Origin of the sequence: Zobellia uliginosa (assembly GCF_018860745.1) — a bacterium.
Taxonomy (GTDB): Bacteria; Bacteroidota; Bacteroidia; order Flavobacteriales; family Flavobacteriaceae; genus Zobellia; species Zobellia uliginosa_B.
This window is the reverse complement of the sequence record NZ_JAHKPY010000015.1, coordinates 1-26,645: the sequence shown is the minus strand read 5'-3', so window position 1 is coordinate 26,645 and position 26,645 is coordinate 1. Positions and strand designations below refer to the sequence as shown.

The window sequence follows — 26,645 nt, the reverse complement described above, 5'->3', positions numbered from 1 at the left end:
AAACTAAGGTTAGTACACGAGATGACAATAATATTTTAACCGTTATCCTTGGGTCATTCGTGTTAATAAAGTTTATTTAATTGCGTCTATTGAAGCTTTAGGGTAGGTCTTTTACCCAATTCCTTCAAATGTTTAAAGTGCGAAATTATAGCTTTTCGAGTAGTTTTGTACTCGTTGTACGGCAAATTAAACTCCTTTGCTGTTTCTTTCACAATTTCAGCAATTTTTGTGTAATGTACATGGCTGATATTAGGGAATATATGGTGTTCAACTTGGTGGTTTAAACCGCCGGTAAACCAATTGACTATTTTGTTCTTAGTTCCAAAATTCACAGTTGTGAATAACTGATGTATAGCCCAGGTATTTTTCATTGTACCCGTTTCATCTGGTAATGGAGTATCTGCCTCATCTACTATGTGAGCTAATTGAAAGACCACACTTAGAATAACTCCCGCAACATAGTGCATGATAAAGAAACCTAAGAGAATCATCCACCAAGCCATATCAACAAAAATTAATGGGAGTACGATCCATATGGTTATATATAATATTTTTGTAATTACGAGAGTACTCCAATTCATGGCCGCACTTGGGAGTTTACCATACGAAAGTTTTCTTTTCATATAACGGTACATCTGCTGAAAATCTGTGGTAATAGCCCAGTTGAAGGTTAATAGACCATATAGGAAAACAGAATAAAAATGTTGGAATTTATGATGTTTTTGCCATTCTGCATGTTTTGAAAAACGTAGAATACGACCCGCTTCCATATCTTCATCGTGCTCATGAATATTGGTATAGGTATGATGCAGAACATTGTGCTGAACTTGCCAGTTGTAAACGTTTCCAGCCAAAATATAAATGCTACTTCCCATAAGTTTATTAACCCATTTCTTATTGGAATAAGCACCATGATTACCATCGTGCATAACATTCATGCCCACACCGGCCATACCAATGCCCATAACTATTGTGAGTATAAAATTGGCCCAAATAGGTAATCCTAATGTTAAGATCAAGAAATAAGGAGTCAGGAACAGGGCGAACATAATCACAGTTTTAATGTGAAGGCGCCAATTTCCTGTTTTTTTTAACTTATTCTCTTTAAAATAATCATTCACACGTTTGTTTAATGTTCTAAAGAACTGTGCGGGATCTTTTCTAGAGAATCGTACTGTATTTTGGTTCATATAAATAGTATTATTGATAAATATCGTAGAAATGTAAAGCTTTAAACGTCGATAAGATATTATTTCATCGATGAATATAGTAGTTTTGTAACTATACAAATATAAGCATGACCGCCGAATTAGTTTTTAAATATTTTCCCAATTTATCTGATTTACAACAAAAACACTTCATATTATTGGAAGAATTGTATAAAGATTGGAATCAAAAAATTAATGTTGTCTCAAGGAAAGATATAGATGAACTTTATTTGAGGCATGTACTACACTCAACAGGAATAGCTAAAATTCAGCAATTTAAAAGCGGTTCTTCCATTCTAGATGTTGGCACAGGTGGTGGTTTTCCAGGCATTCCTCTAGCTATTTTGTTTCCAGAGGTCCAATTCACTTTGGTAGACTCTATCGGAAAAAAAATAAAGGTAGTTAAGGAGGTGGTTGAAGGTTTGGGATTAGAAAACGTAAAAGCCATCAATTCTAGAGTTGAAGAAATTAAGGGACAACATGATTTCATTGTAAGTAGGGCAGTGGCTGCAATGCCTACTTTTGTGCATTGGGTGCAGGGTAAAATCAAAAAAGAGTCACAACACGAGCGTAGAAACGGAATTCTTTATCTTAAAGGAGGTGATTTGGCAGAAGAACTTAAAGGGTATAAGGCCATAGAAATATATGACCTTACCAATTATTTTCAGGAACCTTTCTTTGAGACCAAAAAGGTGGTTTACCTGCCCATGAAATACAAAGGTTGATCTATAGGCTCAAAAGGTGGTAATACGCCCTTCTATACTTCTTGGCAAATATTTTTAAATGTCCCCATACATGTATGATAAGACAATCTGCTATCATTCGTGTTTTACTGTATATTTTCTGCATATCCATAATCTTCATTTTTTACAGTTACTACAAAGTACGTATTTATTACGTTCAATTTACAATTAGTTAACGTTAAATTTACATTAAAAGTATATGTGTAATGAATTTAAATGGATTTTTAATAAGATATTGAACGTAGTTCTATTTTTTTAGAAACCTAAATTAGAAGGTTTTTTTAACATATTTTATGGTTATAAGTGTCTTAAAATCAATTTTTTAAACTGATTTACAAGTGCTGATATAAGTCAATTAATATGTAAAAAAAGACTCTTTGTTTTATTTCAATGTAAATATAACGTTAAGTGAATGCTTTAATTGTGCAGTTCATCGATGAAATAAAAAATATAAGTATAAAAAAGTCCACTTTTGACTAAACAAAAGTGGACTTTTAATTTTTTCTGACGGTTTATTTACTCCAAGGAGGTGTAACTCCGTTTGAGCGGGCGTATGCTATCAATTGACCTTTGTGCTCGCCATTATGTTCCATAATAGCCAAAAGGCCTCCAAGTTTATTCATTTTGGCGAAACCAAAGTCAATTTCTTCGGTAAACTGGTCATCCTCCACTAAAAGGATTTTTTCTAGAACAAACTCATTAGATTGTTTTAAAGCGGCAATGATATTATCCTTTCCTGTTATTTTTGATAGATTCATTATATCTACACCTTCTGGTGGTGCAAAGCCCATTTTAGAGGCTAAATAGTAATTACCCCCGGCAATATGTAATAGGGCTTCCGCAACTGAGTTAACTCCTTCAGTTGGTCTCCAGTCGTATTGCTCCTCAGAGAAAGCTTCGGCCAAAGCAACTACTTGGCCTTGGTTGCCTTCTAATACACCATTAATAGTGTTTTGGGTTAATTTTTCCTGAGCATTAATCATGGTTGCTACCATGAAGAATGCAATTGCTGCTAATTTTTTCATTTTCTTAATATTAGTGGTTAAATAAAATTCCCCAATTCTTGATCAATGAACCAAGGATTGGGGAATCTAATGAAAAATGACAATAAATGCTGATTTACAGCATCTTTTGTTTTTTAGATTAACCTAAAAAAGGATATCTGTAGTCTGTTGGAGTTACAAAAGTCTCTTTAATAAGACGAGGGGAAACCCATCTCAATAGGTTTTGAGCAGATCCTGCTTTATCGTTTGTTCCTGAAGCTCTGGCCCCTCCAAATGGTTGTTGGCCAACAACAGCACCAGTAGGTTTATCGTTAATGTAGAAGTTACCTGCACAATTTTGCAACGCAAGCGTAGCTTCGTCAATAGCATATCTGTCAGTTGCTAGAATAGCCCCTGTTAATGCGTATTCAGAAGTGGTGTCCACCAATTTTAGGGTTTCGGACCAATCTTTGTCCTCATATACATATATAGTAACTACAGGCCCAAACAATTCTGTTTCCATTGTAGTATATTTTGGGTCTGTGGTAAGAATAACTGTTGGTTCTATAAAGTAACCCTTGGACTTGTCATAATTTCCTCCGGCAATGATTTCTGCATTCTCATCGGTTTTGGCCTGGTCAATGTATTTGGCTAATTTGTCAAAAGAGCCTTCATGTATAACTGCTGTTATAAAATTGGACATGTCTTCCGGACTTCCTGGTTTCTTAAAAGATGCTATATCCTTTTTAACGGATTCCAAAATTTCTTTTGAGAGTGATTTGGGAAGGTAAACACGAGAAGCCGCACTACATTTTTGACCTTGGTATTCAAAACTACCGCGAACAATTGCTGTAGCTACTTGTTGGGGTTTTGCTGTTGGGTGAGCTATGATAAAATCTTTACCGCCCGTCTCACCAACAATTTTCGGGTATGTTTTATACGTGTGAATGTTGTTTCCAATCTGTTTCCATAATTCTTTAAAAACATGGGTTGAGCCTGTGAAGTGAATACCTGCAAAATCTGGACTGGCCAATACCGTTTCGGTAATCATTACTGGGTCTCCGTAAACCACATTGATAACACCATCAGGAAGACCTGCTTCTTTAAAGATGTCTACAATAACCTTTGCAGAAAAAACTTGGCTGTCACTTGGTTTCCAAACCACCACGTTACCCATCATAGCAGCGCTCGCAGGAAGGTTTCCGGCAATAGCCGTAAAGTTAAAAGGAGTAATAGCATATATAAAACCTTCTAAAGGCCTATATTCTACACGGTTCCAAATTCCTTTTGCCGATTCTGGTTGCTCATCGTAAATCTGTGACATGTATTCCACATTAAAACGAAGAAAATCAATAAGCTCACAAGCGGCATCAATTTCAGCTTGGTATATGTTTTTAGATTGTGCAATCATAGTTGCGGCATTAATTTTAGCGCGATAAGGCCCTGCAATTAATTCTGCTGCTTTTAAAAAAACTGCTGCACGCTGTTCCCAAGTTAAGTCTGCCCAAGCAGATCTAGATGCTAAACAGTTATCGATAGCCTTGGTAACATGCGCTTTTTCGGCAACATGATATTGGCCAACAATATGCTTATGATCATGTGGCGGAGACATTGGCTTAGTATTGCCTGTCTTTATTTCTTCGCTACCTATATATAATGGTACATCTACGCTACCGTTAAAATAAGAACGGTACTGTTCTAGAACTTCTTCTCTTTCCGAAGATCCTGGCGCATAATCTTTTATTGGTTCGTTAACCGCTGTTGGTACATGAAAAAAACCTTTGCCCATAATGCTTTAATTAAGTTTAAAATAGGGCGCAAAGGTAGGATTCTTAGTGCGAATAAAAAACTGCTGGATCACTAATGATACAAATGGTTGTGCTAAAAAAAACTTAATAAATCTATAGGAATGAATGAAGCAAAAAAACCACGGGCTACATGCTAACAGATTGTTGGTTTTAAGTAGGATTTAAAACTATTTTATAACAGAAAAAGCCTAGTTTAATGCGAAAGGCGCATGAAATTTAAAAGTAGGGATGTAAACCCTGAATTTTTCGGTAGAGCTAAAGTTTACCATGTTATAATGTCCTTTCATGGCTCCAATAGGTGAAGTTAAAAGACAGCCAGAGGTATAAGTATGGGATTGTCCTGGTTTAATTACCGGTTTTTTACCAATTACACCTTCGCCATCCAATACTTCCAACTCGTTAAGGGCGTCGTATATTTTCCAGTGGCGAGAAGTGAGTTGAACGGAATCTTTACTTTGGTTTTCAATAGTAATCGTGTAACCAAAAGCAAAGTGCATCTTGTAGTTTTTAAAGAATGTACCTTCAAAACTAGTATTTACTGAAATCTTTATGCCTTTTGTTACTTGTGTTATCATAAGTTTTCCTTCTAAAAGGTAATAATGTTACCGGTAAAAAGTAATACGGTTGTAATAATAGCCAATATAAAAAAAATAGTGTTCAGAAAGAGATATTTAACAATAGTTTTAAATATACCCTGATTGTAAAAATTACGCATAGCTATAAAAAGATATATCGAAAAAATCGAAATAAAAATCCAATTACTATTTATCTTAAAAATCGAATCAATCAAATAGCTAAGAATGAGCAAGATAAATAATAATGCGGTGTTGTGAAAACTAAATATCAAATGATCGGTATAACTGTATTTTTTTCTGACATATATCAACCAAATGAAGACGGTAAAGGCTGGTAAAAAGAAAAATACGACAAACGGTAGTTTGGAAATTAAAGCGCTTAAAAAACTTCCGGGCGACTTTTTAAATTTATGAAACCCGTTCATACCGTTGAATATCAATTTATTTTCAAAAGTTTCGGGAAGCTTGTATTTATTTACCAAATCTTGAAAATCGTAAATGGTATCACGATTTAGAATGGTAGAGAAAAAAGCTTGTTTTTGATTATTTCGTTCTGCAAGTGAGCTTTGGTCGATTTTCTCAAAATAAGCAATCGGGTCAAGAAGTATGAGAGAATCGCGTTCATGCTTTTGTTTTTTATATCCATCATAATTTATAGCTGTTTTAATGGAATCCAACTGCTGAGAAAGTTCAATGGCATCAGTAGTATCTATGTCCATTGTCCATTCGCTGGCAAAATCTTCTATTTCAGAAATGTCATTAGTTCCATACCTGTCGTATTTTGAAAAATTACCGCTAAGGTTAATGATAAGAAAGAAGATTATGGCAAGACTAAGTAAAAACCGAAATGGATTGGTGTAAGAAATACGTTTTCCGTCAATATAACTTTGAGTAATTTTTCCGGGTTTTATCAGTAGAGTAGAAAGCGTCCGAAACAAGCGCGAATCATACGAGATTAATGTTCCGAAAAATTCGTCTAGATAATCTTTAAGGGTAATTTTTTTGGTGCTGTTTGCCTGAGAACAGTTGGGACAATACTTATCGCTCATGTCCAAAGGGTGTCCGCAATTAAGGCATTCTGTGCCTCGGTAGTTTAAGTTGTATCTTCCTTTTCCAGATACTGCGGGTTTGTTGGTCATTTATCCAAAAGAATTAGGGATAAATATAATCTAATTACTGATATTTCTCGAGTTTGCAGCGCCTATACCTATAATACTATCATAGAGGTCGCCAAAATTTCTGTAGTATACTAAAATTAAATAGTTGTTCTCTGTAAAATGAAAATTGCCACCAATCGTATTGGTTTCTATGGTGCTATCTGCTCTCTTAATTACATATTTGTAATTGTAAAAGCCTTGTTTGAGAAGTAGTATGGCTTCCATCATGCCGTTGTTCTCGTTGTAAACCATCTTGTTCTCTTCTGAAAGAGCGTAGTTATTGAATTTTCCATAAACGTAAACTTCATCTAGTTCCAATCGTTCATCATAGGGTAAAGAAAAATGTACTTTGGTGTATTCCGCTTCCCTGGAATTATCGTCTCCTTGTAAAGTGCGAATTACAAAATCGCCATTGATATCAGGAAAATAAGAATAAGGTTGATCCGCTCTATAGGTGTTGGAAAATAGGTAATGATTGTAAAGGTCATCCACCTCTATTCTAGAAATTTGAGACGTAGGGGCTCTAAGGTCGCTGGTATCAAAATTCAGAAATTCATTACCGCCGTAAAAACTGGTTTCTTGGTCATATTTGTATACGAGTTCCGTTCCCATTGTGTATTGAGGGGCTACATCGTATAACGCAGTTTCCCACTGATGGTTTTGTAAAATAGCTATTTTAACTTCCTTTTTTGGGTTTACTAACTGAAAGTTGCCGGCATTGATGTTAAACTGAACAACTTGTTTTTCGTTAATGAAATTAAAATCTCTAGATCGTTTAATAGTTCCGCCTACGGTTATCGCATCTTTATAAACAACGAAACGCCTAGAAAATTGAAGTTCATAACTGTCATTGTATATTTCCAAAACAAAATTACCAGTCACTTTTAAGCCAACATTCTCATTGGGAATGGACAATTTATAATTGGAATATGATTGCAGGGTAGAGTAACTGTTCTCGTAGTTGATGATTCGTTGGTTATCTACGCCGTTTAAATATTGTGATTTTAAAAGCTGTGAAGGCTGCCAATCGTAGTTGCAATGTATAATTTTGTAGTAATAATCACTTTCAGAGGCGGTAATATCATCAAATTCCAATTTAATGGTCTCTCCGAGCATTACAACGGGAAATTGGTCCTCCGTAGGTCCTCCAAAAATAACGGTTTTAATGTTTTCGGGCGGGTTTACTTCCAATTGAACCTGTGCCCAGAGTGAGGATGTTAAAACGGAGAAAAAAACTAGTGTCAGATTAAAGCGCATTACCTGCTATTTTTTGCGGTAAAGGTAAACAAAAAGCGTACCTAAAAAATTTTGATCGGTATCATGCCTAAATTTCTAGGCATTTATTATGAAAACAATCCTTTTAGTATTATTTTTGCTCGAAATTTTGTTAACCTAAGGTCTAGAACAATATGTCTAAAGACATCAGGATTAAAAAGGGCTTGAACATAAATCTTGTTGGAGCTGCAGAGCAAACTACCTCAAAAGCCGTTTTAAGTAACGTTTATTCAATAAACTTAAACGATTTTCACGGACTCACACCTAAAATGTTGGTAAAGCAGGGTGCTGAGGTGAAAGCGGGAGAACCACTTTTTTACAATAAGAACAAAGAAAACATGCTTTTCGTTTCGCCGGTTAGTGGTGAACTTGTAGAGATTGTAAGAGGTGCAAGAAGACGCATACTATCACTTAAGATTTTAGCTGATAAAGAGCAGTCAGGTGTTTCACACGATTTGTTGAATGTAGAAAGTGCTTCTAAGGAAGAGGTGAAAGCATATCTTTTAAAAGGGGGGTGTTGGCCTTTTGTTAAACAGCGCCCATACGATATTATCGCTGATCCGGATGCAAATCCAAAAGCGATATTCGTTTCAGGTTATGTCACAGCTCCTTTAGCGGCAGACTTGAACTATGTTTTGCAAGGGAAAGAAAAAGAACTGCAAGCTGCAATTACCGCATTAGGTAAATTAACGCCTGGAAAAGTTCATGTTTCCGTTGGCAAATCTGGTAATTCCCCGTTATCTGGTCTAAGCGGTGTTGAATTACACAAGGTTTCTGGTCCACACCCAGCCGGTTTGGTTGGTACACAGATCAACAAAATTGATCCTGTGAATAAAGGAGAAACGGTTTGGACGGTAACACCGCAAGATTTGGTAATCATAGGTGAATTGTTATTAACCGGGAAGTTCAATGCAGAGCGTATTATTGCTTTAGCGGGTTCTTCGGTAAAAGCTCCAAAATACTACAAAACAATAATTGGAACTGAAATCTCTACTTTCTTATATGGAAGCGGTGTTGAAGGTGATAATTTTAGAGTGATAAATGGCGATGTGCTTACCGGTACAAAATCTGCGCCAGACGGTTATTTAGGATATTATAACAATACGGTAACTGCCATTCCCGAAGGTGATGATTACGAATTTTTTGGATGGAACAAACCTGTATTTAATAAAATATCGGCTACAAGAGCATTAACGTTCTCTTGGATGCAGCCTAATAAAAAGTATGATCTTGATACAAATACCAATGGCGAACACCGTGCGTTTGTAGTAACTGGTATGTATGAAAAAGTATTTCCATTGGATATCTTTCCTATGCAGTTGCTAAAAGCGTGTATGATTAAAGATTTAGATGAGATGGAGCAACTGGGGCTTTATGAAGTAGCGCCGGAGGATTTCTCGTTGACAGAGTTCGTTTGTGTTTCAAAACAACCGCATCAACAGATTATTAGAGAAGGATTAGATCTATTGCATAAAGAAATAGGATAAAGATGAGTGATAAAAAACTGACTTTCAAAAAAAGGCTACACATTTTAAAGCACCATTATCGTGGTAAGAAAATGGCGCCTGCATTTAATGCACTGCATACATTCTTGTTTGCGCCTGATGAAACTACACATTCCGGTTCTCATGTAAGAGCGGCAGATGATTTAAAGCGTACCATGAACACGGTTATTATGGCCTTGATCCCAGTATTGCTTTTTTCTATGTTCAATGCGGGATATCAACATTATTCGGCCATTAACGGTTTTCCACAGGAATTCTCTTTAATGAATGATTTTCTTACTTGGGATAATTTCTGGATAGGAATTATAAAAGTGCTTCCCCTAGTGGTTGTGTCATACGGAGTAGGGCTCTTAATCGAATTTATTTTTGCGGTAATAAAAGGTCATGAAGTAGAGGAAGGGTATTTGGTAACGGGTATGTTAGTTCCGCTTATTGTACCTATAGATACGCCACTTTGGATGTTGGCTGTAGCCGTTGTTTTCGGTGTTGTAATCGGTAAAGAGGTGTTTGGTGGTACAGGAATGAATATTCTTAACCCTGCCTTAACTATTAGAGCTTTCTTGTTCTTTGCTTATCCAACTTGGATGAGTGGTGATAAAGTATGGGTTTATGAAGCGGTAGAGCGTGCTGGTGGTCCAGATGCTATTTCCGGTGAAACCATTTTAGGTTATTTGGCACAAAATAAGGCAGCAGAGATGTCATATTCGGTATCGGATATGTTCTTTGGTTTTATACCTGGTTCAGTTGGGGAAACTCCAACCTTCCTTATCCTATTAGGAGGTTTGTTCTTGATTTTCAGTAAAATCGCTAGCTGGCGTATTATGTTAAGTGCTGTAATAGGCTCTTTGGTAATGGGTTTGATTTTCAATGGAGTTGTAGATGCAGGATGGATCGGAGAAACCAGTAAATTTTACGGTTTAATGAGTTTTGATTTCTGGAAGCATCTAATTGTTGGTGGTTTGGCATTTGGAATTGTCTATATGGCCACAGATCCTGTTACAGGTGCTCAAACCAATCGTGGTAAGTGGTTCTACGGTTTCTTTATCGGTTTTCTTTCGGTAATGATTCGTGTGTTTAACCCGGCATATCCAGAAGGTGTTTTCTTGGCAATTCTCTTGATGAACGTATTTGCTCCAACTATTGATCATTACGTAGTGAGAGGAAATGTAAAACGTAGAATGAAACGATTGAAAAATGCAACCATCTTGCCAAAAGATTCAGCTGGCAAGGCAAATGAACTTCACGCAGAAACCGCATAGTTATGGCAGTCAATACAGATAAAAATTCATACACCGTTATTTTTGCTGCCGTCATGGTAGTAATAGTCGGTTCTATTCTTGCTTTTATGTCTTCAAGCTTAAAAGATAGAATAACTGAGAACGAACGGTTCGAAAAACAACAGAATATTCTTTATGCCATGGGTGTAAATGATAATGTTGATGAAGGAAGTGTAAATTTTGTTTCAACAGACAAAGTTGAAGGCGAGTTTAAATCATATATCAAAGAGCAATTGGTTATTGAAGGTGATAAAATTACTGAAAATGATGAAGCCTATTTGATTGATATGAAAAAGCAAATGGCACTCGCAGCAAAAGGCGAAACCGCTAAGCTCCCGCTTATGATAGGTGAGAAAGATGGTAAAAAGTACTACATAATTCCAATGTACGGAAAAGGACTCTGGGATGCCATTTGGGGCTTTATTGCACTAGATGACAAAATGATAGTGCAAGGTGTTTACTTTGATCACAAGGGAGAAACGCCCGGTCTAGGTGCAAACATTAAGCAACGTTACTTTATGGATGATTTCACAGGAGAAAGTATTCTAAAGGGAACCGAATATGCTGGTATTGCTGTAGCCAAGGGTAATAATGACCCTTTGAACAACACTAAAGATGATAATGAGGTAGATGCTTTAGCTGGTGCCACTATTACCGGCAATGGTGTTGCTGCTATGATCAAGGAGAGTTTAAATCTCTATAAAGACTATTTACAAACCGTTAGCGCAAAATAATATGGCACTATTGACAAAAAAAGATGCAAGTTTAATAACGGACCCGTTAGCGGACAATAACCCTATTACCATTCAAGTATTGGGTATTTGTTCTGCCTTGGCAATTACTGCTGAACTAAAAGCTTCGATTGTTATGGCGGTTGCCGTAATGTTCGTTCTGGGCCTAGGTAACGTAGTAATCTCTTTAATGAGAAATATCATTCCTTCAAAAATTAGGATTATTGTACAGCTTATTGTTGTGGCGACTTTGGTTATTGTAGTTGATCAAGTACTTAAAGCCTTTGCTTATGAGCTTAGTAAAACCTTGTCCGTATTTGTTGGTTTGATCATTACCAATTGTATCATTATGGGTCGTTTTGAAGCTTTTGCATTGGCCAATGGGCCATGGAGATCTTTTTTAGATGGGATTGGGAATTCACTTGGTTATGGTGTTATACTAATAATTGTAGGTTTTTTCAGAGAGCTTCTCGGATCAGGAACACTATTAGGCTATAAGGTTCTGGGTGACCCAATCGCAAAAACAGGATTATATGCAACAGGCTATGAGAACAATGGATTTATGATTATACCACCAGCTGCACTTATTGTTGTTGGTATTATTATATGGGTGCAGCGCTCAAGGAATCCTGCACTGGTAGAAGATAATTAATTAAGGTAAAAGAGATAGAATTATGTTAGAGCATATAGAATTATTTTTTAAATCCATCTTTATAGATAACATGGTATTTGCCGTGTTCTTGGGGATGTGTTCTTACCTAGCGGTTTCTAAAAAAGTTGCTACTGCCGTAGGTTTAGGTGCAGCTGTAATTTTTGTACTTGCAGTTACCGTGCCGTTGAACTGGTTATTAGATCAGTATCTTTTGAGAGATGGTGCCTTGGTATGGTTAGGTCCTGAATATGCAGATTACAATTTAAGCTTTCTTTCGTTCATTCTTTTTATCGCTACCATTGCTACAATGGTTCAGTTGGTAGAGATCGTTGTGGAGAAATTTTCACCTTCGTTATATAACTCATTGGGTATTTTCTTGCCTCTAATTGCTGTAAACTGTGCTATATTAGGTGGCTCGCTTTTTATGCAAGCTAGAGATATTCAGTCATTAGGTTTGGCATTTAATTATGGTGTTAGTTCTGGTATTGGATGGTTTTTGGCTATTTTGGCGATTGCTGCTATTCGTGAGAAAATCAGGTATTCAAATGTACCAGCACCATTAAGAGGCTTAGGTATTACGTTTATCATTACCGGATTAATGGGTATCGGTTTTCAGAGTTTCGGAGGTATGTTGACAGGTGGAGATGATGCAGCTGCTCCTGTAGAGGAACAACGAATGGATTATGATAAGGTATCCGAAAATAAAAAGAAAGAAATTAAAGAAGAGATTGACACTAAAGAAGTCTCTTATAACGACGCCATAAACAAATAGATATGTTATTAGCTACAAGTACTGGAGGAACGATTTTAATTACCGTTGTTGCCTTTATGATACTATTGATGGTCTTGGTGGCCCTTTTGTTGTTCACCAAGGAAAAGCTATCTCCATCGGGGCCGGTTACCATTACGATTAACGGAGAAAAGAAAGTAGAAGTTGGTTCTGGTAGTTCATTACTTACTACTTTGGGAAATCAGAAAATATTCTTGCCATCTGCCTGTGGTGGTGGTGGAACATGTATTCAGTGTGAGTGTCACGTACTTTCTGGTGGAGGGGAAGCACTTCCTACGGAAACACCTCATTTTTCAAAAAGAGAACTGAATTCTGGTGCGCGTTTAGCTTGCCAAGTTAAAGTAAAACAGGATATGGAAATTACCATACCGGAAGAGGTATTTGGTATTAAGAAGTGGCCGGCTAAAGTGGTACGTAACTATAACGTGGCATCTTTTATTAAGGAGTTCGTTGTTGAGATTCCTGAAGATATGGGTTATAAAGCTGGTGGTTACATCCAGATTGAAATTCCGGAATGTGAGGTTAAGTATGCTGATATAGATATTACAGCTCACCCAGAGGAACATGAAACTCCAGATAAATTTAAAGCGGAGTGGGACAAGTTCAATCTATGGCCGCTAGTAATGAAGAATCCTGAAACTGTTGAAAGAGCATACTCTATGGCTTCTTACCCAGCGGAAGGTAGAGAGATTATGTTGAACGTTCGTATTGCGACTCCACCATGGGATCGTGCCAAGAACGGTTGGATGGATGTTAACCCTGGTGTTGCTTCCTCTTATATATTCAATTTAAAGCCTGGTGATGACGTAGTTATTTCAGGTCCTTATGGTGAATTCTTTATCAATGAATCTGATTCAGAAATGCTTTACGTTGGTGGTGGAGCAGGTATGGCGCCAATGCGTTCGCACTTGTACCATTTATTCAATACTTTAAAGACAAATAGAAAAGTTACGTATTGGTACGGTGGTCGTTCTAAAAGAGAGCTTTTCTATCTAGAACACTTTAGGGAATTGGAAAGAAACTTTCCTAATTTTAAATTCTATTTGGCACTTTCAGAGCCAATGGAAGAAGATAATTGGAAGGTCAAGGAGAATATAGATGCTCCAGGAGATGGTTTCGTCGGTTTTATACACAATTGTGTTATCGATAACTATTTAAGCTTGCATGATTCACCTGAAGATATTGAACTGTACTTTTGTGGACCTCCATTAATGAACAAAGCAGTGCAAAAAATGGGAGAAGATTTTGGTATACCCGATGAGCACATCCGCTTTGATGACTTCGGTGGATAATACGATTTTTAGTAGCTCAAGGGTTCAAATTATATTTTACCCTTTTGCGAATCAAATAAATAAAGAAACCGATGTTTACGCATCGGTTTTTTTTGATTTAATTTTTAAGATATATGGGGAAGCCGCTATCGGATAGAGAACTACACAACTTAGCTATGAATATAGTGGGTAGGGAGCTTGAAGCTGAAGGTTTTGAATTTATGGGTGTGAATAGTGAACCCAAAAGAAATCCACAATTTGTATGTTTGAAGGATAAAATATTGCATTTTATTACGGTGCGTTATGTTCCTTATCCCAAGAATCCAAATATTTATGATCAGGAACTTATGAAAAAAATGAAGAATCATGCGAATAAAAACGAGGCAAGAACGTACTACGCGGGTGTTGGACTTTCTAATGCCGAAAATCAAGAGTTGCCAGTATATTTGAATGAAGCATATATAGTTGATTATATAGGTTTAATCGAAATTAAAGATGAATAGATTCATAGTATTGGTTGGCATTTTATGCTTGTTTTCCTGTGGCGGTAACCCATCCGGTCTGGTTAGAAATGAAAATTCCGGAGCTGCATTGGGTACTTCGTATAATTTAATTTATTTGGCTCAGGGTGAAATGAACCTTCAAAAGCAGGTAGATTCTGTATTTGATGCTATAAACCATTCTTTGTCTACCTATATTCCGGCATCGGATATTTCTAAAATTAATAGAGGTGATTCAACACTGGTGGTTGATCATATGTTTCGTGAGGTCTTTGAACTATCTCAGGAGGTAAATAAGGCTACCAATGGTTATTTTGATCCCACAGTGGGTGTTTTGGTCAATGCTTGGGGGTTTGGCCCTGAAAAGCAGATACAAATGGATAGTGCGCGTGTAGATAGTTTGCTACAATTTGTGGGTTTTGATAAGGTAAGATTATCAGAGGCAAATACTATAACTAAATCCAATCCTAATATTTATTTTGATTTCAATGCTATCGCTAAAGGGTATTCCATAGATAGACTGGCAAAATTGATGGATGCTAACGGAATTAAGAATTACCTTCTGGAAGTAGGAGGGGAGTTGGTAGCAAAAGGCCAGAACCAAATCAAGCAAAAACCTTGGATTGTTGGTATAGATGACCCTACGGTGGAAAATGAAAGAAAATTAAAGACTACTATACGTCTTGAGAATAGGGCTTTGGCATCTTCGGGTAATTACAGACATTTTAGAGAAGACCCGGTAACAGGAGTAAAATATGTACATACTATAGATCCTACTACTGGCTTCACAAAAAATGCAAATACGCTGGCCGCTACGGTTTTAGCGGATAATTGTGCAAAGGCCGATGCATACGCCACTTCCTTTATGGCAATGGATTTAGATCAAGTACTCAAACTATTGACGGTAAAACGAGAACTTGAGGCGTACCTGATTTTTATAGATGAAAAAGGGGATATCCATGAATTTATGACCCCTGGTTTTAAAGTTTTGGTTGCTAAGAATTAAATTGGTTTTCTAACGAGCGGTATGATTTCACCTTTCGCCAATCGAAATCTGTCAATTTCCTCTGCTTTTAACGTAGCTGAATAATCTATTTCTTCCACCTTAAAGCCAATATTTCTCAGTTTTTCAAAATAGTCTCGTCCATAGATCCTAACATGGTCATATTGGCCAAAGATTTTAGCGCGTTCCTTCTTGTCTGTTATAGTATTGTCTTCAAAAGTAGTTTTTCTTTCTAGGTCTTGTGGGATCTGTAAAATAGCCCAACCACCTTTTCTCAACACTCGATATAATTCTTGCATAGCCTTTGTGTCATTAGGAATATGTTCAAGAACATGGTTACAGAAAATTATATCAAAAGAGTTATCCTCAAAAGGTAAATTGCAAATATCAGCTTTTACATCTGCTAGTGGCGATAAAAGGTCAGTAGTGACATAGTCCAAATTTTTTAGTTTCCTGAAACGTTTGTAGAATGCTTGTTCAGGTGCAAAATGAAGCACTTTAGATTTTTCCGTAAAGAAATTTGTTTCGTTTTTTAAGTAGAGCCATAGTAACCGATGTCTCTCTAGTGATAGCGTGAAAGGAGAAAGTATGTTCTCGCGTGGGTTTTCATATCCATACGGAAGAAAGCTTTTAAATTTTTTTCCGTCAATAGGGTCTTCATAGCGATTGCCCCGCATCCAAAAACCCAATAGAGGCCGCACCAAGTAGCTTAATCTAATGAGTAAGGGCCTGGGAACGGCGTTAAGAATAAGCTTAAAAATTTTAGACACGTATTACATCAATTAGCACAAATTACTTTTCTAGACTTAAGTTTAAAGAACCAATTTCGTCTGATGAAAATTGTCTTCTTCATCACTTTCAATGCCCAAAGCTTTGTAAATGTACTGAAATGTAGATAGCAGTTCCGGTTTGCCGTTTACTATGGCCACGTTATGTTCAAAGTGCGCACTCGGTTTTCCATCTGCTGTTAAGATAGTCCAGCCGTCTTTAAGCTGCTTTATGCGTCTTGTTCCCATATTTATCATAGGTTCAATGGCGACTACCAAGCCTTCTTTAAACTGTTTGCCACGACCACGTTTTCCATAGTTAGGCATTTCAGGTCCTTCGTGCAGTTTTTTACCCAATCCGTGACCTACTAGTTCACGAACTACACCATAACCATGGTTTTCACAATAGTTTTGAATGGCAAAAGCAACATCGCCAACACGGTTACCTGCTTTAAATTCTGTTATACCAAGATATAAGGATTCTTTGGCTACTTTAAGAAGTTTTGCCGTTTCAGGATCAATCTCGCCTACGGGAAATGTATAGGCATGATCGCCATAATAGCCGTTTTTGAGCGAACCGCAATCCACAGAAATAATATCACCTTCTTTTAAAGGTTCTGCATTTGGTATGCCATGCACTACCTGGGTATTAGGGCTCATATTCAAGGTGTTCGGAAAATCGTACATACCCAAAAAACCTGGTTCAGCGCCCTGCTCCCTAATAAATTCTTCAGCTAATTTATCAAGATATAGGGCGGTGACACCTGGTTTTATTTCCGCTGCCAACATGCCCAAAGTCTTTGATACCACTAAGGCACTTTCACGCATTAGCTCTATTTCTTCGGGTGTTTTTAATTTAATCATAACGGCAAAGGTAAAAATATTTGATGGTATTTTTTATACAAGAGCTTCCCGGGTCATTAATGCAGGTTGTGGTACGCCTAGTAATTTTAAAATGGTAGGTGCTATATCGCCTAAAACTCCATCTTTGATTTCCTTAATATCATTATCAACTAAAATTAAAGGAACAGGGTTGGTGGTATGCGCCGTATTTGGGCTACCATCAGGATTAACCATGGTTTCACAATTACCATGATCGGCAATTACAATAGAAGTATACCCGTTTTCAAGACCCGCTGTTACCACTGCTTTTGCACATTCATCAACAACTTCACATGCTTTGATGGCAGCAGACATAACTCCCGTATGACCAACCATATCAGGATTGGCAAAGTTTAAGCAAACAAAATCTACCTCACCTTTTTTCAATTCAGGAATAATGGCATCTCTAATTTCATAAGCGCTCATCTCTGGCTGCAAATCGTAAGTAGCAACTTTTGGAGAAGGACATAAAAGGCGTTCTTCGCCATCAAAAGGCTCTTCACGGCCTCCATTAAAGAAAAATGTTACGTGAGGATATTTCTCGGTTTCAGCAATACGAATCTGTTTCTTGTGTGCTCTTTCTAAAACTTCACCAAGGGTGTCCTTAATATTTTCTTTATCATAAACTACATGAACACTATTGTATGAGGCATCATAGTTGGTTAATGTAACGTAGTATAAATTTAGTTTGTGCATGTTCTCTTCATGCATATCTGTTTGGCTCAATACTTCTGTAAGTTCACGGCCACGGTCAGTTCTAAAGTTGAAGAAAATAACAACATCATCCTCAGAAATTTGAGCAACAGGATTTCCGTTACCATCTGTCATTACAATAGGCTCCGTGAATTCATCGGTAACTCCGTTATCATAGTTCTCTTGCATTTTGGCACCAATGTCAGTAGTTTTTTCCCCTTCGGCATTAACCATAACATCATAAGCTTTTTTTACTCTTTCCCAACGTTTATCACGGTCCATCGCAAAATATCTTCCTACAACCGTAGCTAACTTTGTGTTTTTATCCGCAGCAAAATCAGTTAGGTCCGTCAAGAAGCCTTTACCACTTTTAGGATCTACATCTCTGCCATCTGTAAAAGCATGAACAAACATATGCTGTACACCAGAATCATTTCCAGCCTTAATAAGACCTTTTATATGGTTAATGTGACTATGAACACCGCCGTTACTGAGTAGACCTAAAAAGTGTACTGGCTTGTTGTTTTCTTTGGCATAAGTAAAAGCATCCTTCAATACTTTTTCATCCTTAAGAGTGTTTTCTTTTACCGCCAAGTTTATCTTAGCTAGATCTTGGTATACGATACGTCCGGCACCAAGGTTCATATGACCTACTTCACTATTGCCCATTTGACCTTCGGGAAGACCAACGTTCATACCGTCTGTCAGTAAATTTGCGTTTGGATATTTCTTGTAAAGGGAGTCAACAAATGGTGTATTGGCATTGTCTACCGCGGAGACCTCTGGATTGGGTGATTTTCCCCAACCGTCAAGAATCATAAGTATTACTTTTTTGTTCATGGCTATGATAAATTAGATTTTCAAAAGTACTGTGATCTAAGAGGAAATGCCAATTAAAGCAGCGCTTTTTTAGGGTGATTTTGGCATTGTTAGGGATACCACATTTTATAGGTCAAAAATTGAAATTTTTAATTTCAGCTTCAACTAACTATGATTTAAACATTAGGGTAACAAACCTATTTACCGCTTTATTAATAGTGATTTAAATTACTGTTAATGAAATACGAAAATGTTAAAATTAAGTTATTATGCCCCTTTTGCTGTAACAACATCGCAAAAATTGAGTCTATCTTTATACAATCAATAATATATTCATCAATTTAAATCATTCATCATGAGAAAAACGTTTTTAACTTTCGCAATGGCCTGTTTGGTCGGAACTACAGCTGTAATGGCTAATGACACAACTACTGTTATAGACACTCCAATAACGGGAATGTACGACAAGGTAGAGGTAAATTCTTTCTGTAAAGCTATTATGCAGGGCGATTTTGATATCGTAAAAAAACTGATAGAGCTTGGCGAGGACGTCAACAAAAAATCTTTAGGTATGACACCGGCTATTTTTGCCGCTCGTTATAATAAAGCTGAGATTTTAGAACTATTGATAGATAATGGTGCTAACCTCAAAATCAAAAGCGATAAAGGATACTCTATTGAAAAATATGCAGAACTTTCTAATGCTACTGATGCCTTAAGAGTTATTGAAACAGCAATAGGAAGCTAAGATTTTGAATTAGTTTTTACTATTTAACAAGAAACCCGACCATAAACATATGGTCGGGCTTTTTTTTCATATAGTATCTCGTAAAAGAGCGGTAAAGCGCTGTGGACTAAAAATCGAATCCGTTTATAGCTCTATCTACGAACGCGTAAATAGCCATAAACAACATTAGTCCACAAAATACCGAATAAGCCTTTAGAAGTATTACTACTAGTTCAGGTTTGCAGTTCTCGAATGCTTCGGTATATAAATTTTTAAAATGCGATAGTGTCTCCATATAGTTTTATTTTTAGATGCCTTGTCTAGGGGCATCGGATTTTGTAAAAGCTATAATGGTTAATTTGTTGCAGTCGCAACGGCAATATTTGGGAGGTGTAAAGATAGATAAATAAGTATACAACCCTCTGCATTTCAACGAATTTAACAACCGTTCATGCCTTTTGTAAAATAAAATGTAAAAGCGCTTAAATCTTAGTTATTCAGATTTAAGCGCTTTATTATACTCTAAAAGAAGTTTTACTGATTGCGATATTTCTCTATGGATTCCTGTATTTTTTCCATTCTATTTTCAGGATCTGGGTGTGAGCTTTGAAATTCAGGTACACGGTTTGGACCTGCGGCCGCCTTTAGGATTTCCATGACTTTGATCATTTCTTCCGGTTGGTAGCCGGAATTCATCATGAGGAGAACTCCAAGATCGTCACTTTCCAATTCATCTCCACGTCCATTTTTAAGTAAGGTATTCTGGCCTATCCCGCCAACAAGACCACCCATGTCACCACCTACGGATGCTCCTGTAGAAAGAGTTTGCCAAAACTCGCCCTCCGCAATACGTTCTGCGGAATGCCTACCTATTACATGGCCAATTTCATGACCGAGGACACCAGCCAGCTGGGCTTCGTTAAGTTGTTTGAATAGGGCATAGGTAATAAAAATTGGACCTCCTGGTAATGCAAAAGCATTAATGGTTTGGTCATCTGCCAAAAGATGAAAATCATATTTATATGGTGTGTCTTTGGCAATACTGTTCTGTACCAATTTATTACCAACCTGATCTACATAAGCTTGCAATTTTTCGTCTGGATATAATCCGCCGTATTGTTGAGCGATTTCCGGAGTGCTTTGAAGACCAATGGCAATTTCTTGTTCGGCGCTCATATTTATGGTCTGTACCCTTCCGGTATATGGGTTTTCTTCTTTACTGCTACAGCGCTTAATAAAGGCAAAAGCAACAATTGCCAAGCCAATGAATATTCTTATTTTCCAACTTCCTCCTCGCATGGTATAGTGTTATTTAGCAGCTCAATATACAAAAGAGTTACAGAAGTTCTGTGTTGATATCCAATATATTATCCTCAATGTAGTTCGTTAGAAAGCCTTCTGTGAAATGCTCGCTACCGTAAAAATCTTCGTCTTTTAACAGTTGCATAATATTCTTTCTTCTGAATTCTGTTAGCATTGGCACGGAAATAGGTGCATAGCTAAAGTGCCATGGTTCATATTTAAAACCTCTGCGGCCAGGTACATCTGTATATACTAAATGAAAATCAAAACTTTTAGCGTTTTCATCCATCCACTTTTTAAAATCGGCATAAGGTTCTCCTTCACCAAATTTAGAAGGGACCAACATATCTCCTTTTACGTTACGATTCCCATCAACGATATCAATATCCGTACCCCAGTGATGACGACTCGTACCAGGTATGGTAGAATATTCTATGATTTTATCAATCGCTGCTAATGGATCCATATCAGCATCATCTGTATATTTAAGATATTTCCGTTCCCAAATAGACCTTTGTCTTTCAAAATTACGGTAGCTGGAAACCACTTTCAAATTAATACCATCACTATACGCGGCCTTTTTCATTTCCACAAAAGCGTCGTGAGCTTCTTTGCGTAAATTAATGCCTTTACCATAGAGCTTAATATCGGTTTTACCCATTAGCTCCAAAATGCTATATTCAAAATCTTTAGAAAATGCTAAATTGGGTAAAGCTGCCAAGGCAAGGCCAGCAACACCACTTTTTTTTATGAATGCTCGTCGTTCCATCATATTACTATTGAATTTTATCCTATTCATAATCTAAACAAAGATACCCAAATTTGATGCCAAGATTAGATTACAATTATACTCATAACGCTTATAGGTGTCTTTATCGTGTGGTAAGTTCCCTATTATTGAGATTTTTTTAAGGTTGTCCATCTCTTTTTAGGATAGTATGCTACTAAAATCTAGTTTATTCAACTCACTTTCTAGAAAAGTAGTCTCAGCAAGAATATTTGCTTTTGGTAGATTCACTACTTGTATTACAATACTGGAAATAAATTAAAATTATGTGAAACATAAAGTTGTCACAACAGGATGAAGGTTGGACTTTGATTTTTTTGGTAGTATTGTTAACGCAATACTTAGAAATAATTTATAAATCTATTCTTGATTGATATATAAGAAACCTTGATGTTGTATATCAATATCCATTAAATCAATAATATAAAAATAAACTCCGGCAGGTAGTTTCTTAGAAGTTGCTACAACACTGCTAACGTTGGCAGTTCCTCCAAAAGTATTGTCATAATTGGATGCCCTGTAAACGGCACGCCCCCATCTGTTATAAATTGTAAGCTCATTGTTAGGTGATAAAGAAACTGCTTCCAAAACAAGGAAATCTGCTTTTCCATCTCCGTTAGGAGTCATTAAATAGTTTCCTAAATCTACGCTCTGTCTACTAAGACTTCCTCCAAATGTAATTACTGAATAATCATCTGGCGTAAACACATCCGAGGTTATTTCACCTGCGTTAAAGTCTCCGTCCATAGCGGTATTTCCTAAATCTTCCCAAATATTTCTTAGTGAATGCCAGCCTACAACTGTTATGTTTTCAATTTCATCTACAAAACTGGATATACTACTTTCTGTATCCCACCCTAAAGTAACTTTAGAAGGTATATTGGTATCTAAATCCCAAAATTCCTCGTTACTAATAGATAACAATATGTCTGTTCTATTCTCAGTATTAAATGTGGTATGGAAAGTAGTGGGGTGATTTGGGTCTTCGTAAAAGTAGGCCGACTTGGCATTTTCGTTAATTTGGTCAGACATTAACTTAAGGGGTCTTAGCTTGTCAAAATCACCTACGGGAAAAATAAAGTCCTTTTGATTCTTCACTGCTGCGTACCCATCTACTTTGGTTAAATTAGTTTCACCATTATAAAAAGAGTCATTACTATATTCTATATTGGTATCAATAATAAATCTAGGAGTGACCAGGTCACCTGCAATAAAGTTGCTGTTGTTGGTAATGCCTATTCCAACTTCCAAAATAAGGTCATTATCCACAACTATTTCAAGGTCTTTAAAAACAGGTCTAAAAGCACCACTTATAAAAGCAACATCCGTATTATAAAAACCTGCGAGTCCTGCGTTCTCATCAAATGAACCATCATTAATTAAATCCTGATAGAAACCTATCTGTGCATCTTCATGCATTTTCATATTCCCAAAATTATGAAATGAGTCTTGTGCAATCATATGGTTAATGCATAAGATAGAGAACAAGCTGCCAATAATAATGGTGTATTTTTTCATGGTATTATAGTTTACTTTCTCTAGGCTATTTTATTTTGGTTTCTGGATTTTCCCATTGCGATTTCGTTAGTGAATGCCTATAGGTAATTACCTTGAGGATGTTTTTATTTTAATTGGTTGATGCATTTTGGTATACTGAAAAATGTATGAATAAAAGGTCATAGCAATGGTTGCCTTTAAGGAGCTATGAATCTTTCCTGTAATTATTAATAAGTGTTTTTTTTTCATTAGTATGTCATTTGTATGTTTTTTATACCCATACCTACATGGTAAATAGAAGAATCAAAGTACAGCGGGTTCACTGCCTTCTTGGAGGAGGTATAAATAACGTTTCCATTTCTTAAATAAGTAACCGTTCCTAAACAATCTATATCTATACTTAATACATCTCCTGTAGCATAACTTGAGACGTAACCTAAACTTCCGCCATTCTCTCTAATTTGTATTTGGGAATTTGATACTAGGTACATTGCGTAATTAAGATTCGTATAAGATGCGCTTGATGCAGGTGTATAACTTAATCCAACCATACCTAATAAGTTCGTTTGGTTCGGTGTAAAATCCAACCTTCCGCCAATGGTTGGCTCAATTTCATGATTTAAACTATATCCTTGCGCATTCCAGCCCGCAGAGCCTGTTTTTAGTAGTTCGTTCCCATCATAAGTGATTAAACCACTTACCACCATATCCGTATTCAAAATGGGATTGGAGGAAAGGGGAGTAAGGGGTTGCAATACAAATCCACCGCTCAATGTGCCTAAACCAGCGTTATTGGTAACGGAAATGTCATAATTTCCATAAGCATTTCCGGAAGTTATATTGGCCGTAATCTGGGAAGAACTATTTATGACAACAGAATTTATAGTCTGTCCTGCAACGGTAACAGTAGAGGCGCCATCAAAATAGGCACCTTGAATAATAAGGTCTCTAGTTTCATTGAGTTGAAATTGCGAACAGTTACCTATACCGGCATTTGAATTTGATACTATTGGGGTGTTTCCAGGAACGGTAGGGCTAAAGTTCACATCTGGGTCAATGCCGTTGGAGAATGTAAAAGAACCATCAGGATTAGTGGTAAAAGTAGATTTAATAGAAGAAACTACATACGGGTCTGCCGTAGTTCCACTCCCACTTATACTAACATTTCCGTTGGTCACAATTTTAGTTTCGTTACCTTCAGGAGTAAGTTTTTGCCAAATAGTTCCGTTAAATTGATACAGAAATTTATCGCTGCTATTGTAAATCAAAGAACCTTCAATAGGATTGGCCATTGCATTAATCTCTGCTAGGGTAGCAGAGTGTATACTCACCAATTCATTAGCAGTAGGGGCTTGAGCGAAAGTTACTTTTATCACTAAAAGCAAAATTATATATAGTAATTTTTTCATTTGCTTATAGGTCTAAAATGGTAAACATAAATTCGGAATCAAATCTTGTACGGTCAGATCCTCCATTATCATTATCTCCTATGATTACGTCAAAAGTGGTAGTGGTTTGGCTACTGTAAGATATTCCCGGATCATCATTTCCAGCACCACCTCTTCCTGGTTGTGATAGTTGTATAATGTAGTCTGAATCTGTGGTTGTGCCTGCAGCCAGAGTAACTTGGTAGTGACCTAAACCTGGCATTTTGGTAACCGTAACTCCGGGAGTGGCTTTTATTACCGTACCAGCTGAAGAAATTTTACCGAAAGCCTTAATAGGACTTTCGTAAAAGACACCAGCATCCGTACCTGCGGTAACACTGTTCCCGGCATCAGTACTTATTTTTGGGTCTGCAGAAGGAGCATCTATCCAATCCGTTCCGGTTGCTGTTGAAGATAAGATCTGGCCTGCTGTTCCGGCTTCGCCATCTTTATCTTCAAAGCTACCATCAAGTCTCATATTATTGGCAACGTGAAGACTTTCATCAGGAGAAACTGTTCCGATACCTACATTTTGCGAAGCATCTATAAGCATGGCATTAGTTCCATTGGTAGAGAAACCCAATTGGTTGGCAGCTAATCTGTACATTCCCATATCCGAATCATTATTAAAGCGATAAGAAGGAGCATTAGCAGTTCCGTCCGCATTAGCAAATGATGTAGCCCTTACTTGGCCGCTAACTTGTAGTTTGTGGGTAGGGCTATTAGTACCAATACCTAATCTGTTGTTAGTGCTATCCCAAAAAAGTTGACTATTATCTTCGGTAGGCTCTCCAGTTGCCGCCGCAAAGAAGACTGAACCTGTTGTTCCGGAATGGACAAAAGTATTTGAGTCGATCCAAGAAACGGTACCCGAATTATCAGTCACCAAAGTTTGGTTATTGGCTCCCGCAGCTATTTTTATAGGGGTTACAGCGCCGTTAGTAATCGTTAAAGTAACATCTTCAAAAGTTGAATTAGCGCCGTTCGTAACATCCAGGTCTGTAGAAGTAATACCACCACTTGCCAAACCATCAACATAGTTTTTGGTAGCGGCATCTTGCGCATTTGAAGGATCCAATAAATTCGTTAACGGATGGCTTGCCATAGATAGGGTTCCGGCCATGGCATCTCCGTTTACATTTAAATAACGAGCATCGTTTGTTGAAAGGTCTGTAGTTACTTCTTGCCACCCTGTAACATCATCATAAATAAAAGCAACTCCATTTCTGTCCGCTGTTAAGCCAGATTCCCCGGAAACGATATAAATATCGGAATCAACACCTGTTAGAGGTAGATTGGCTTCAAGTCCTGTTGAGGTACTTGAAAGGACTACCGCTACGTTACCATTCGAGGCAGGGACCACACCGTTTACACTTCTTACCACACTGGTAATATCATCTGTTCCTCCAGCTTCATTATTAAAACGAAGTGTACTTCTGTTTCCGGTAACTTCTTCAAATGAAGTTATGGTTTCATTAATAGCAACAGTTGAGGCATCCGGTTGAGTTATAGTTGCAATTTTATTACCGGTAACTAAATCCGAAATACCAAGCGCATCTACTTCCAATGCTCCAGTAGTGGCGTTCTGGGATAATCCTGCACCGGCAACATCAATATTGATTTTGGTAGCGGTAACGGCATCGTTCGCAATAGTCAAAACTCCGGTGTTCGCTATTGTGGCATCTCCGCTCATGGCGACGCCTTGAGCAATATTACTGTTGTCGCCAACAAAAATATTTCCGTTTGTAAGGCTATTTACCGTTCCAACTTGATTGTCAACATAGGTCTTTACGGCTAATTCCGTGGGAAATTTGGTGTTGGATGCATCTGCAAGAGTTACATCTGCAGATTTGTTATTGGCATCTTCTTTTAAATCGATATTATTTTGAAGTGTGGTTTCGGCTGTTGTGGCTCTTAACTGCTCTGCTAAAATAGCAGCATCTGCGTCGGCTTCGTTCTGGTCAACATCATCTTGTACAGCGGTAATATCAGCGGACTCTTCCAAAGCGGAAAGGTTAGCGGTTACTGAAGTAGCGCCTTCTTGTATCGTTAAAATACTTGAAGTATTGATAGATACACCTGTAATATCGTCATCGGCGGTTGCGGCAATTTGCCCGTCCACATAGGTCTTAACGGCAAGCTCGGTCGGGAACTTGGTATCTGTTGGGTCAGCAAGGGTTACGTCGGTTGATTTATTGGCGGCATCTTCTTTTAGAGCGATGGCTGCATCCGCGTCTGCTTCGTTTGTGTCGACATCGTTTTGAAC

General features: G+C 37.3%; 25 protein-coding genes. 10 read left to right on the top strand and 15 right to left on the bottom strand.

Features of this window, described 5'->3' with window-relative positions; genetic code table 11:
- Positions 1-86: 86 nt before the first annotated feature.
- The gene (locus KO521_RS19540; protein WP_215941607.1) at positions 87-1,190 is read right to left on the bottom strand and encodes a fatty acid desaturase family protein; all 1,104 of its coding nucleotides are present in this window, start codon (positions 1,188-1,190) and stop codon (positions 87-89) included.
- A 107-nt stretch (positions 1,191-1,297) separates the two neighbouring features.
- On the opposite strand from KO521_RS19540, the gene rsmG reads away from it, so the two are divergent.
- Positions 1,298-1,933 (top strand): 16S rRNA (guanine(527)-N(7))-methyltransferase RsmG, encoded by a 636-nt coding sequence (rsmG, locus tag KO521_RS19535; protein ID WP_215941606.1) that lies wholly within the window; start codon positions 1,298-1,300, stop codon positions 1,931-1,933.
- Positions 1,934-2,463: 530 nt separating this feature from the next.
- Here rsmG and KO521_RS19530 read toward each other — a convergent pair.
- The 5 genes from KO521_RS19530 to KO521_RS19510 form a co-directional block, all read right to left on the bottom strand.
- Positions 2,464-2,976: a DinB family protein gene (locus KO521_RS19530; protein ID WP_215941605.1), complete on the bottom strand. Its 513-nt coding sequence runs from the start codon at positions 2,974-2,976 to the stop codon at positions 2,464-2,466.
- 118 nt (positions 2,977-3,094) lie between these two features.
- Positions 3,095-4,723, bottom strand: coding sequence for an L-glutamate gamma-semialdehyde dehydrogenase (pruA, locus tag KO521_RS19525; protein WP_215941604.1), 1,629 nt, complete (start codon positions 4,721-4,723; stop codon positions 3,095-3,097).
- Between the two features lie 207 nt (positions 4,724-4,930).
- Complete coding sequence (gene apaG / locus KO521_RS19520) at positions 4,931-5,317, bottom strand: Co2+/Mg2+ efflux protein ApaG (protein ID WP_215941603.1); 387 nt, start codon at positions 5,315-5,317, stop codon at positions 4,931-4,933.
- Positions 5,318-5,328: 11 nt separating this feature from the next.
- On the bottom strand, positions 5,329-6,456 hold the full coding sequence (locus KO521_RS19515; protein WP_215941602.1) for a DUF3667 domain-containing protein: 1,128 nt from the start codon (positions 6,454-6,456) through the stop codon (positions 5,329-5,331).
- 30 nt (positions 6,457-6,486) lie between these two features.
- Positions 6,487-7,731, bottom strand: coding sequence for a DUF5103 domain-containing protein (locus tag KO521_RS19510; protein WP_215941601.1), 1,245 nt, complete (start codon positions 7,729-7,731; stop codon positions 6,487-6,489).
- Positions 7,732-7,883: 152 nt separating this feature from the next.
- Between KO521_RS19510 and KO521_RS19505 the strand changes: the two genes are divergently transcribed.
- From KO521_RS19505 to KO521_RS19470, 8 genes are all read left to right on the top strand, one after another.
- Positions 7,884-9,236, top strand: a complete 1,353-nt coding sequence (locus KO521_RS19505; RefSeq protein WP_215941600.1) for a Na(+)-translocating NADH-quinone reductase subunit A — start codon at positions 7,884-7,886, stop codon at positions 9,234-9,236.
- A 2-nt stretch (positions 9,237-9,238) separates the two neighbouring features.
- Positions 9,239-10,513 (top strand): NADH:ubiquinone reductase (Na(+)-transporting) subunit B, encoded by a 1,275-nt coding sequence (locus KO521_RS19500; protein ID WP_215941599.1) that lies wholly within the window; start codon positions 9,239-9,241, stop codon positions 10,511-10,513.
- Positions 10,514-10,515: 2 nt separating this feature from the next.
- Positions 10,516-11,265 (top strand): Na(+)-translocating NADH-quinone reductase subunit C, encoded by a 750-nt coding sequence (locus KO521_RS19495; RefSeq protein ID WP_215941598.1) that lies wholly within the window; start codon positions 10,516-10,518, stop codon positions 11,263-11,265.
- A gap of 1 nt (position 11,266) precedes the next feature.
- Positions 11,267-11,914, top strand: a complete 648-nt coding sequence (locus tag KO521_RS19490) for an NADH:ubiquinone reductase (Na(+)-transporting) subunit D (RefSeq protein WP_215941597.1) — start codon at positions 11,267-11,269, stop codon at positions 11,912-11,914.
- Positions 11,915-11,936: 22 nt separating this feature from the next.
- Positions 11,937-12,686 carry an NADH:ubiquinone reductase (Na(+)-transporting) subunit E gene (gene nqrE, locus KO521_RS19485; protein ID WP_215941596.1) on the top strand — a complete coding sequence of 250 codons (750 nt, stop codon included), beginning with the start codon at positions 11,937-11,939 and terminating at the stop codon, positions 12,684-12,686.
- Positions 12,687-12,688: 2 nt separating this feature from the next.
- Positions 12,689-13,996, top strand: coding sequence for an NADH:ubiquinone reductase (Na(+)-transporting) subunit F (nqrF, locus tag KO521_RS19480; protein ID WP_215941595.1), 1,308 nt, complete (start codon positions 12,689-12,691; stop codon positions 13,994-13,996).
- Positions 13,997-14,109: 113 nt separating this feature from the next.
- Complete coding sequence (locus tag KO521_RS19475) at positions 14,110-14,478, top strand: Na(+)-translocating NADH-quinone reductase subunit F (protein WP_215941594.1); 369 nt, start codon at positions 14,110-14,112, stop codon at positions 14,476-14,478.
- A complete protein-coding gene (locus KO521_RS19470) occupies positions 14,471-15,481 on the top strand; it encodes an FAD:protein FMN transferase (RefSeq protein WP_215941593.1) in 1,011 nt (336 codons plus the stop codon). The genes KO521_RS19475 and KO521_RS19470 overlap by 8 nt, the downstream gene beginning before the upstream one ends.
- Here the strand turns inward: KO521_RS19470 and KO521_RS19465 are convergent.
- Genes KO521_RS19465 through gpmI form a run of 3 tightly spaced genes read right to left on the bottom strand, consistent with a single transcriptional unit; the run spans position 15,478 to position 18,660 of the window.
- Entirely contained in the window at positions 15,478-16,248 is a 771-nt protein-coding gene (locus KO521_RS19465; protein ID WP_215941592.1) for a class I SAM-dependent methyltransferase, read from the bottom strand. The genes KO521_RS19470 and KO521_RS19465 overlap by 4 nt on opposite strands.
- A 42-nt stretch (positions 16,249-16,290) precedes the next feature.
- On the bottom strand, positions 16,291-17,109 hold the full coding sequence (map, locus tag KO521_RS19460; protein WP_215941591.1) for a type I methionyl aminopeptidase: 819 nt from the start codon (positions 17,107-17,109) through the stop codon (positions 16,291-16,293).
- A 33-nt stretch (positions 17,110-17,142) separates the two neighbouring features.
- Positions 17,143-18,660: a 2,3-bisphosphoglycerate-independent phosphoglycerate mutase gene (gene gpmI, locus KO521_RS19455; protein ID WP_215941590.1), complete on the bottom strand. Its 1,518-nt coding sequence runs from the start codon at positions 18,658-18,660 to the stop codon at positions 17,143-17,145.
- Positions 18,661-18,994: 334 nt separating this feature from the next.
- Here gpmI and KO521_RS19450 point away from each other — a divergent pair, with 334 nt between their 5' ends.
- Positions 18,995-19,387 carry an ankyrin repeat domain-containing protein gene (locus KO521_RS19450; protein WP_215941589.1) on the top strand — a complete coding sequence of 131 codons (393 nt, stop codon included), beginning with the start codon at positions 18,995-18,997 and terminating at the stop codon, positions 19,385-19,387.
- A gap of 106 nt (positions 19,388-19,493) precedes the next feature.
- Here the strand turns inward: KO521_RS19450 and KO521_RS19445 are convergent, their stop codons facing one another.
- The 6 genes from KO521_RS19445 to KO521_RS19420 form a co-directional block, all read right to left on the bottom strand.
- The gene (locus KO521_RS19445; protein WP_215941588.1) at positions 19,494-19,661 is read right to left on the bottom strand and encodes a DUF6747 family protein; all 168 of its coding nucleotides are present in this window, start codon (positions 19,659-19,661) and stop codon (positions 19,494-19,496) included.
- Positions 19,662-19,900: 239 nt separating this feature from the next.
- Positions 19,901-20,665 (bottom strand): M48 family metalloprotease, encoded by a 765-nt coding sequence (locus KO521_RS19440; RefSeq protein ID WP_215941587.1) that lies wholly within the window; start codon positions 20,663-20,665, stop codon positions 19,901-19,903.
- A 37-nt stretch (positions 20,666-20,702) separates the two neighbouring features.
- Positions 20,703-21,437: a M15 family metallopeptidase gene (locus tag KO521_RS19435; RefSeq protein WP_215941752.1), complete on the bottom strand. Its 735-nt coding sequence runs from the start codon at positions 21,435-21,437 to the stop codon at positions 20,703-20,705.
- Between the two features lie 378 nt (positions 21,438-21,815).
- Positions 21,816-22,973, bottom strand: coding sequence for a gliding motility-associated C-terminal domain-containing protein (locus tag KO521_RS19430; RefSeq protein ID WP_215941586.1), 1,158 nt, complete (start codon positions 22,971-22,973; stop codon positions 21,816-21,818).
- A gap of 227 nt (positions 22,974-23,200) precedes the next feature.
- A complete protein-coding gene (locus tag KO521_RS19425; protein WP_215941585.1) occupies positions 23,201-24,361 on the bottom strand; it encodes a hypothetical protein in 1,161 nt (386 codons plus the stop codon).
- 4 nt (positions 24,362-24,365) lie between these two features.
- Positions 24,366-26,645: hypothetical protein (locus KO521_RS19420; protein WP_215941584.1), on the bottom strand; the 2,280-nt coding region annotated here is incomplete at its 5' end.

Bases quoted from the DNA above. Each gene is read 5' to 3' on its own strand.
- KO521_RS19530 (WP_215941605.1), bottom strand. From the start codon at position 2,976: ATGAAAAAATTAGCAGCAATTGCATTCTTCATGGTAGCAACCATGATT.
- KO521_RS19445 (WP_215941588.1), bottom strand. From the start codon at position 19,661: ATGGAGACACTATCGCATTTTAAAAATTTATATACCGAAGCATTCGAG.
- pruA (WP_215941604.1), bottom strand. From the start codon at position 4,723: ATGGGCAAAGGTTTTTTTCATGTACCAACAGCGGTTAACGAACCAATA.
- KO521_RS19505 (WP_215941600.1), top strand. From the start codon at position 7,884: ATGTCTAAAGACATCAGGATTAAAAAGGGCTTGAACATAAATCTTGTT.
- nqrE (WP_215941596.1), top strand. From the start codon at position 11,937: ATGTTAGAGCATATAGAATTATTTTTTAAATCCATCTTTATAGATAAC.
- KO521_RS19440 (WP_215941587.1), bottom strand. From the start codon at position 20,665: ATGCGAGGAGGAAGTTGGAAAATAAGAATATTCATTGGCTTGGCAATT.
- rsmG (WP_215941606.1), top strand. From the start codon at position 1,298: ATGACCGCCGAATTAGTTTTTAAATATTTTCCCAATTTATCTGATTTA.
- KO521_RS19510 (WP_215941601.1), bottom strand. From the start codon at position 7,731: ATGCGCTTTAATCTGACACTAGTTTTTTTCTCCGTTTTAACATCCTCA.
- KO521_RS19515 (WP_215941602.1), bottom strand. From the start codon at position 6,456: ATGACCAACAAACCCGCAGTATCTGGAAAAGGAAGATACAACTTAAAC.
- KO521_RS19435 (WP_215941752.1), bottom strand. From the start codon at position 21,437: ATGGAACGACGAGCATTCATAAAAAAAAGTGGTGTTGCTGGCCTTGCC.
- KO521_RS19475 (WP_215941594.1), top strand. From the start codon at position 14,110: ATGGGGAAGCCGCTATCGGATAGAGAACTACACAACTTAGCTATGAAT.
- KO521_RS19430 (WP_215941586.1), bottom strand. From the start codon at position 22,973: ATGAAAAAATACACCATTATTATTGGCAGCTTGTTCTCTATCTTATGC.
- KO521_RS19500 (WP_215941599.1), top strand. From the start codon at position 9,239: ATGAGTGATAAAAAACTGACTTTCAAAAAAAGGCTACACATTTTAAAG.
- KO521_RS19490 (WP_215941597.1), top strand. From the start codon at position 11,267: ATGGCACTATTGACAAAAAAAGATGCAAGTTTAATAACGGACCCGTTA.
- KO521_RS19425 (WP_215941585.1), bottom strand. From the start codon at position 24,361: ATGAAAAAATTACTATATATAATTTTGCTTTTAGTGATAAAAGTAACT.
- KO521_RS19495 (WP_215941598.1), top strand. From the start codon at position 10,516: ATGGCAGTCAATACAGATAAAAATTCATACACCGTTATTTTTGCTGCC.
- map (WP_215941591.1), bottom strand. From the start codon at position 17,109: ATGATTAAATTAAAAACACCCGAAGAAATAGAGCTAATGCGTGAAAGT.
- apaG (WP_215941603.1), bottom strand. From the start codon at position 5,317: ATGATAACACAAGTAACAAAAGGCATAAAGATTTCAGTAAATACTAGT.
- KO521_RS19470 (WP_215941593.1), top strand. From the start codon at position 14,471: ATGAATAGATTCATAGTATTGGTTGGCATTTTATGCTTGTTTTCCTGT.
- nqrF (WP_215941595.1), top strand. From the start codon at position 12,689: ATGTTATTAGCTACAAGTACTGGAGGAACGATTTTAATTACCGTTGTT.
- KO521_RS19540 (WP_215941607.1), bottom strand. From the start codon at position 1,190: ATGAACCAAAATACAGTACGATTCTCTAGAAAAGATCCCGCACAGTTC.
- KO521_RS19450 (WP_215941589.1), top strand. From the start codon at position 18,995: ATGAGAAAAACGTTTTTAACTTTCGCAATGGCCTGTTTGGTCGGAACT.
- gpmI (WP_215941590.1), bottom strand. From the start codon at position 18,660: ATGAACAAAAAAGTAATACTTATGATTCTTGACGGTTGGGGAAAATCA.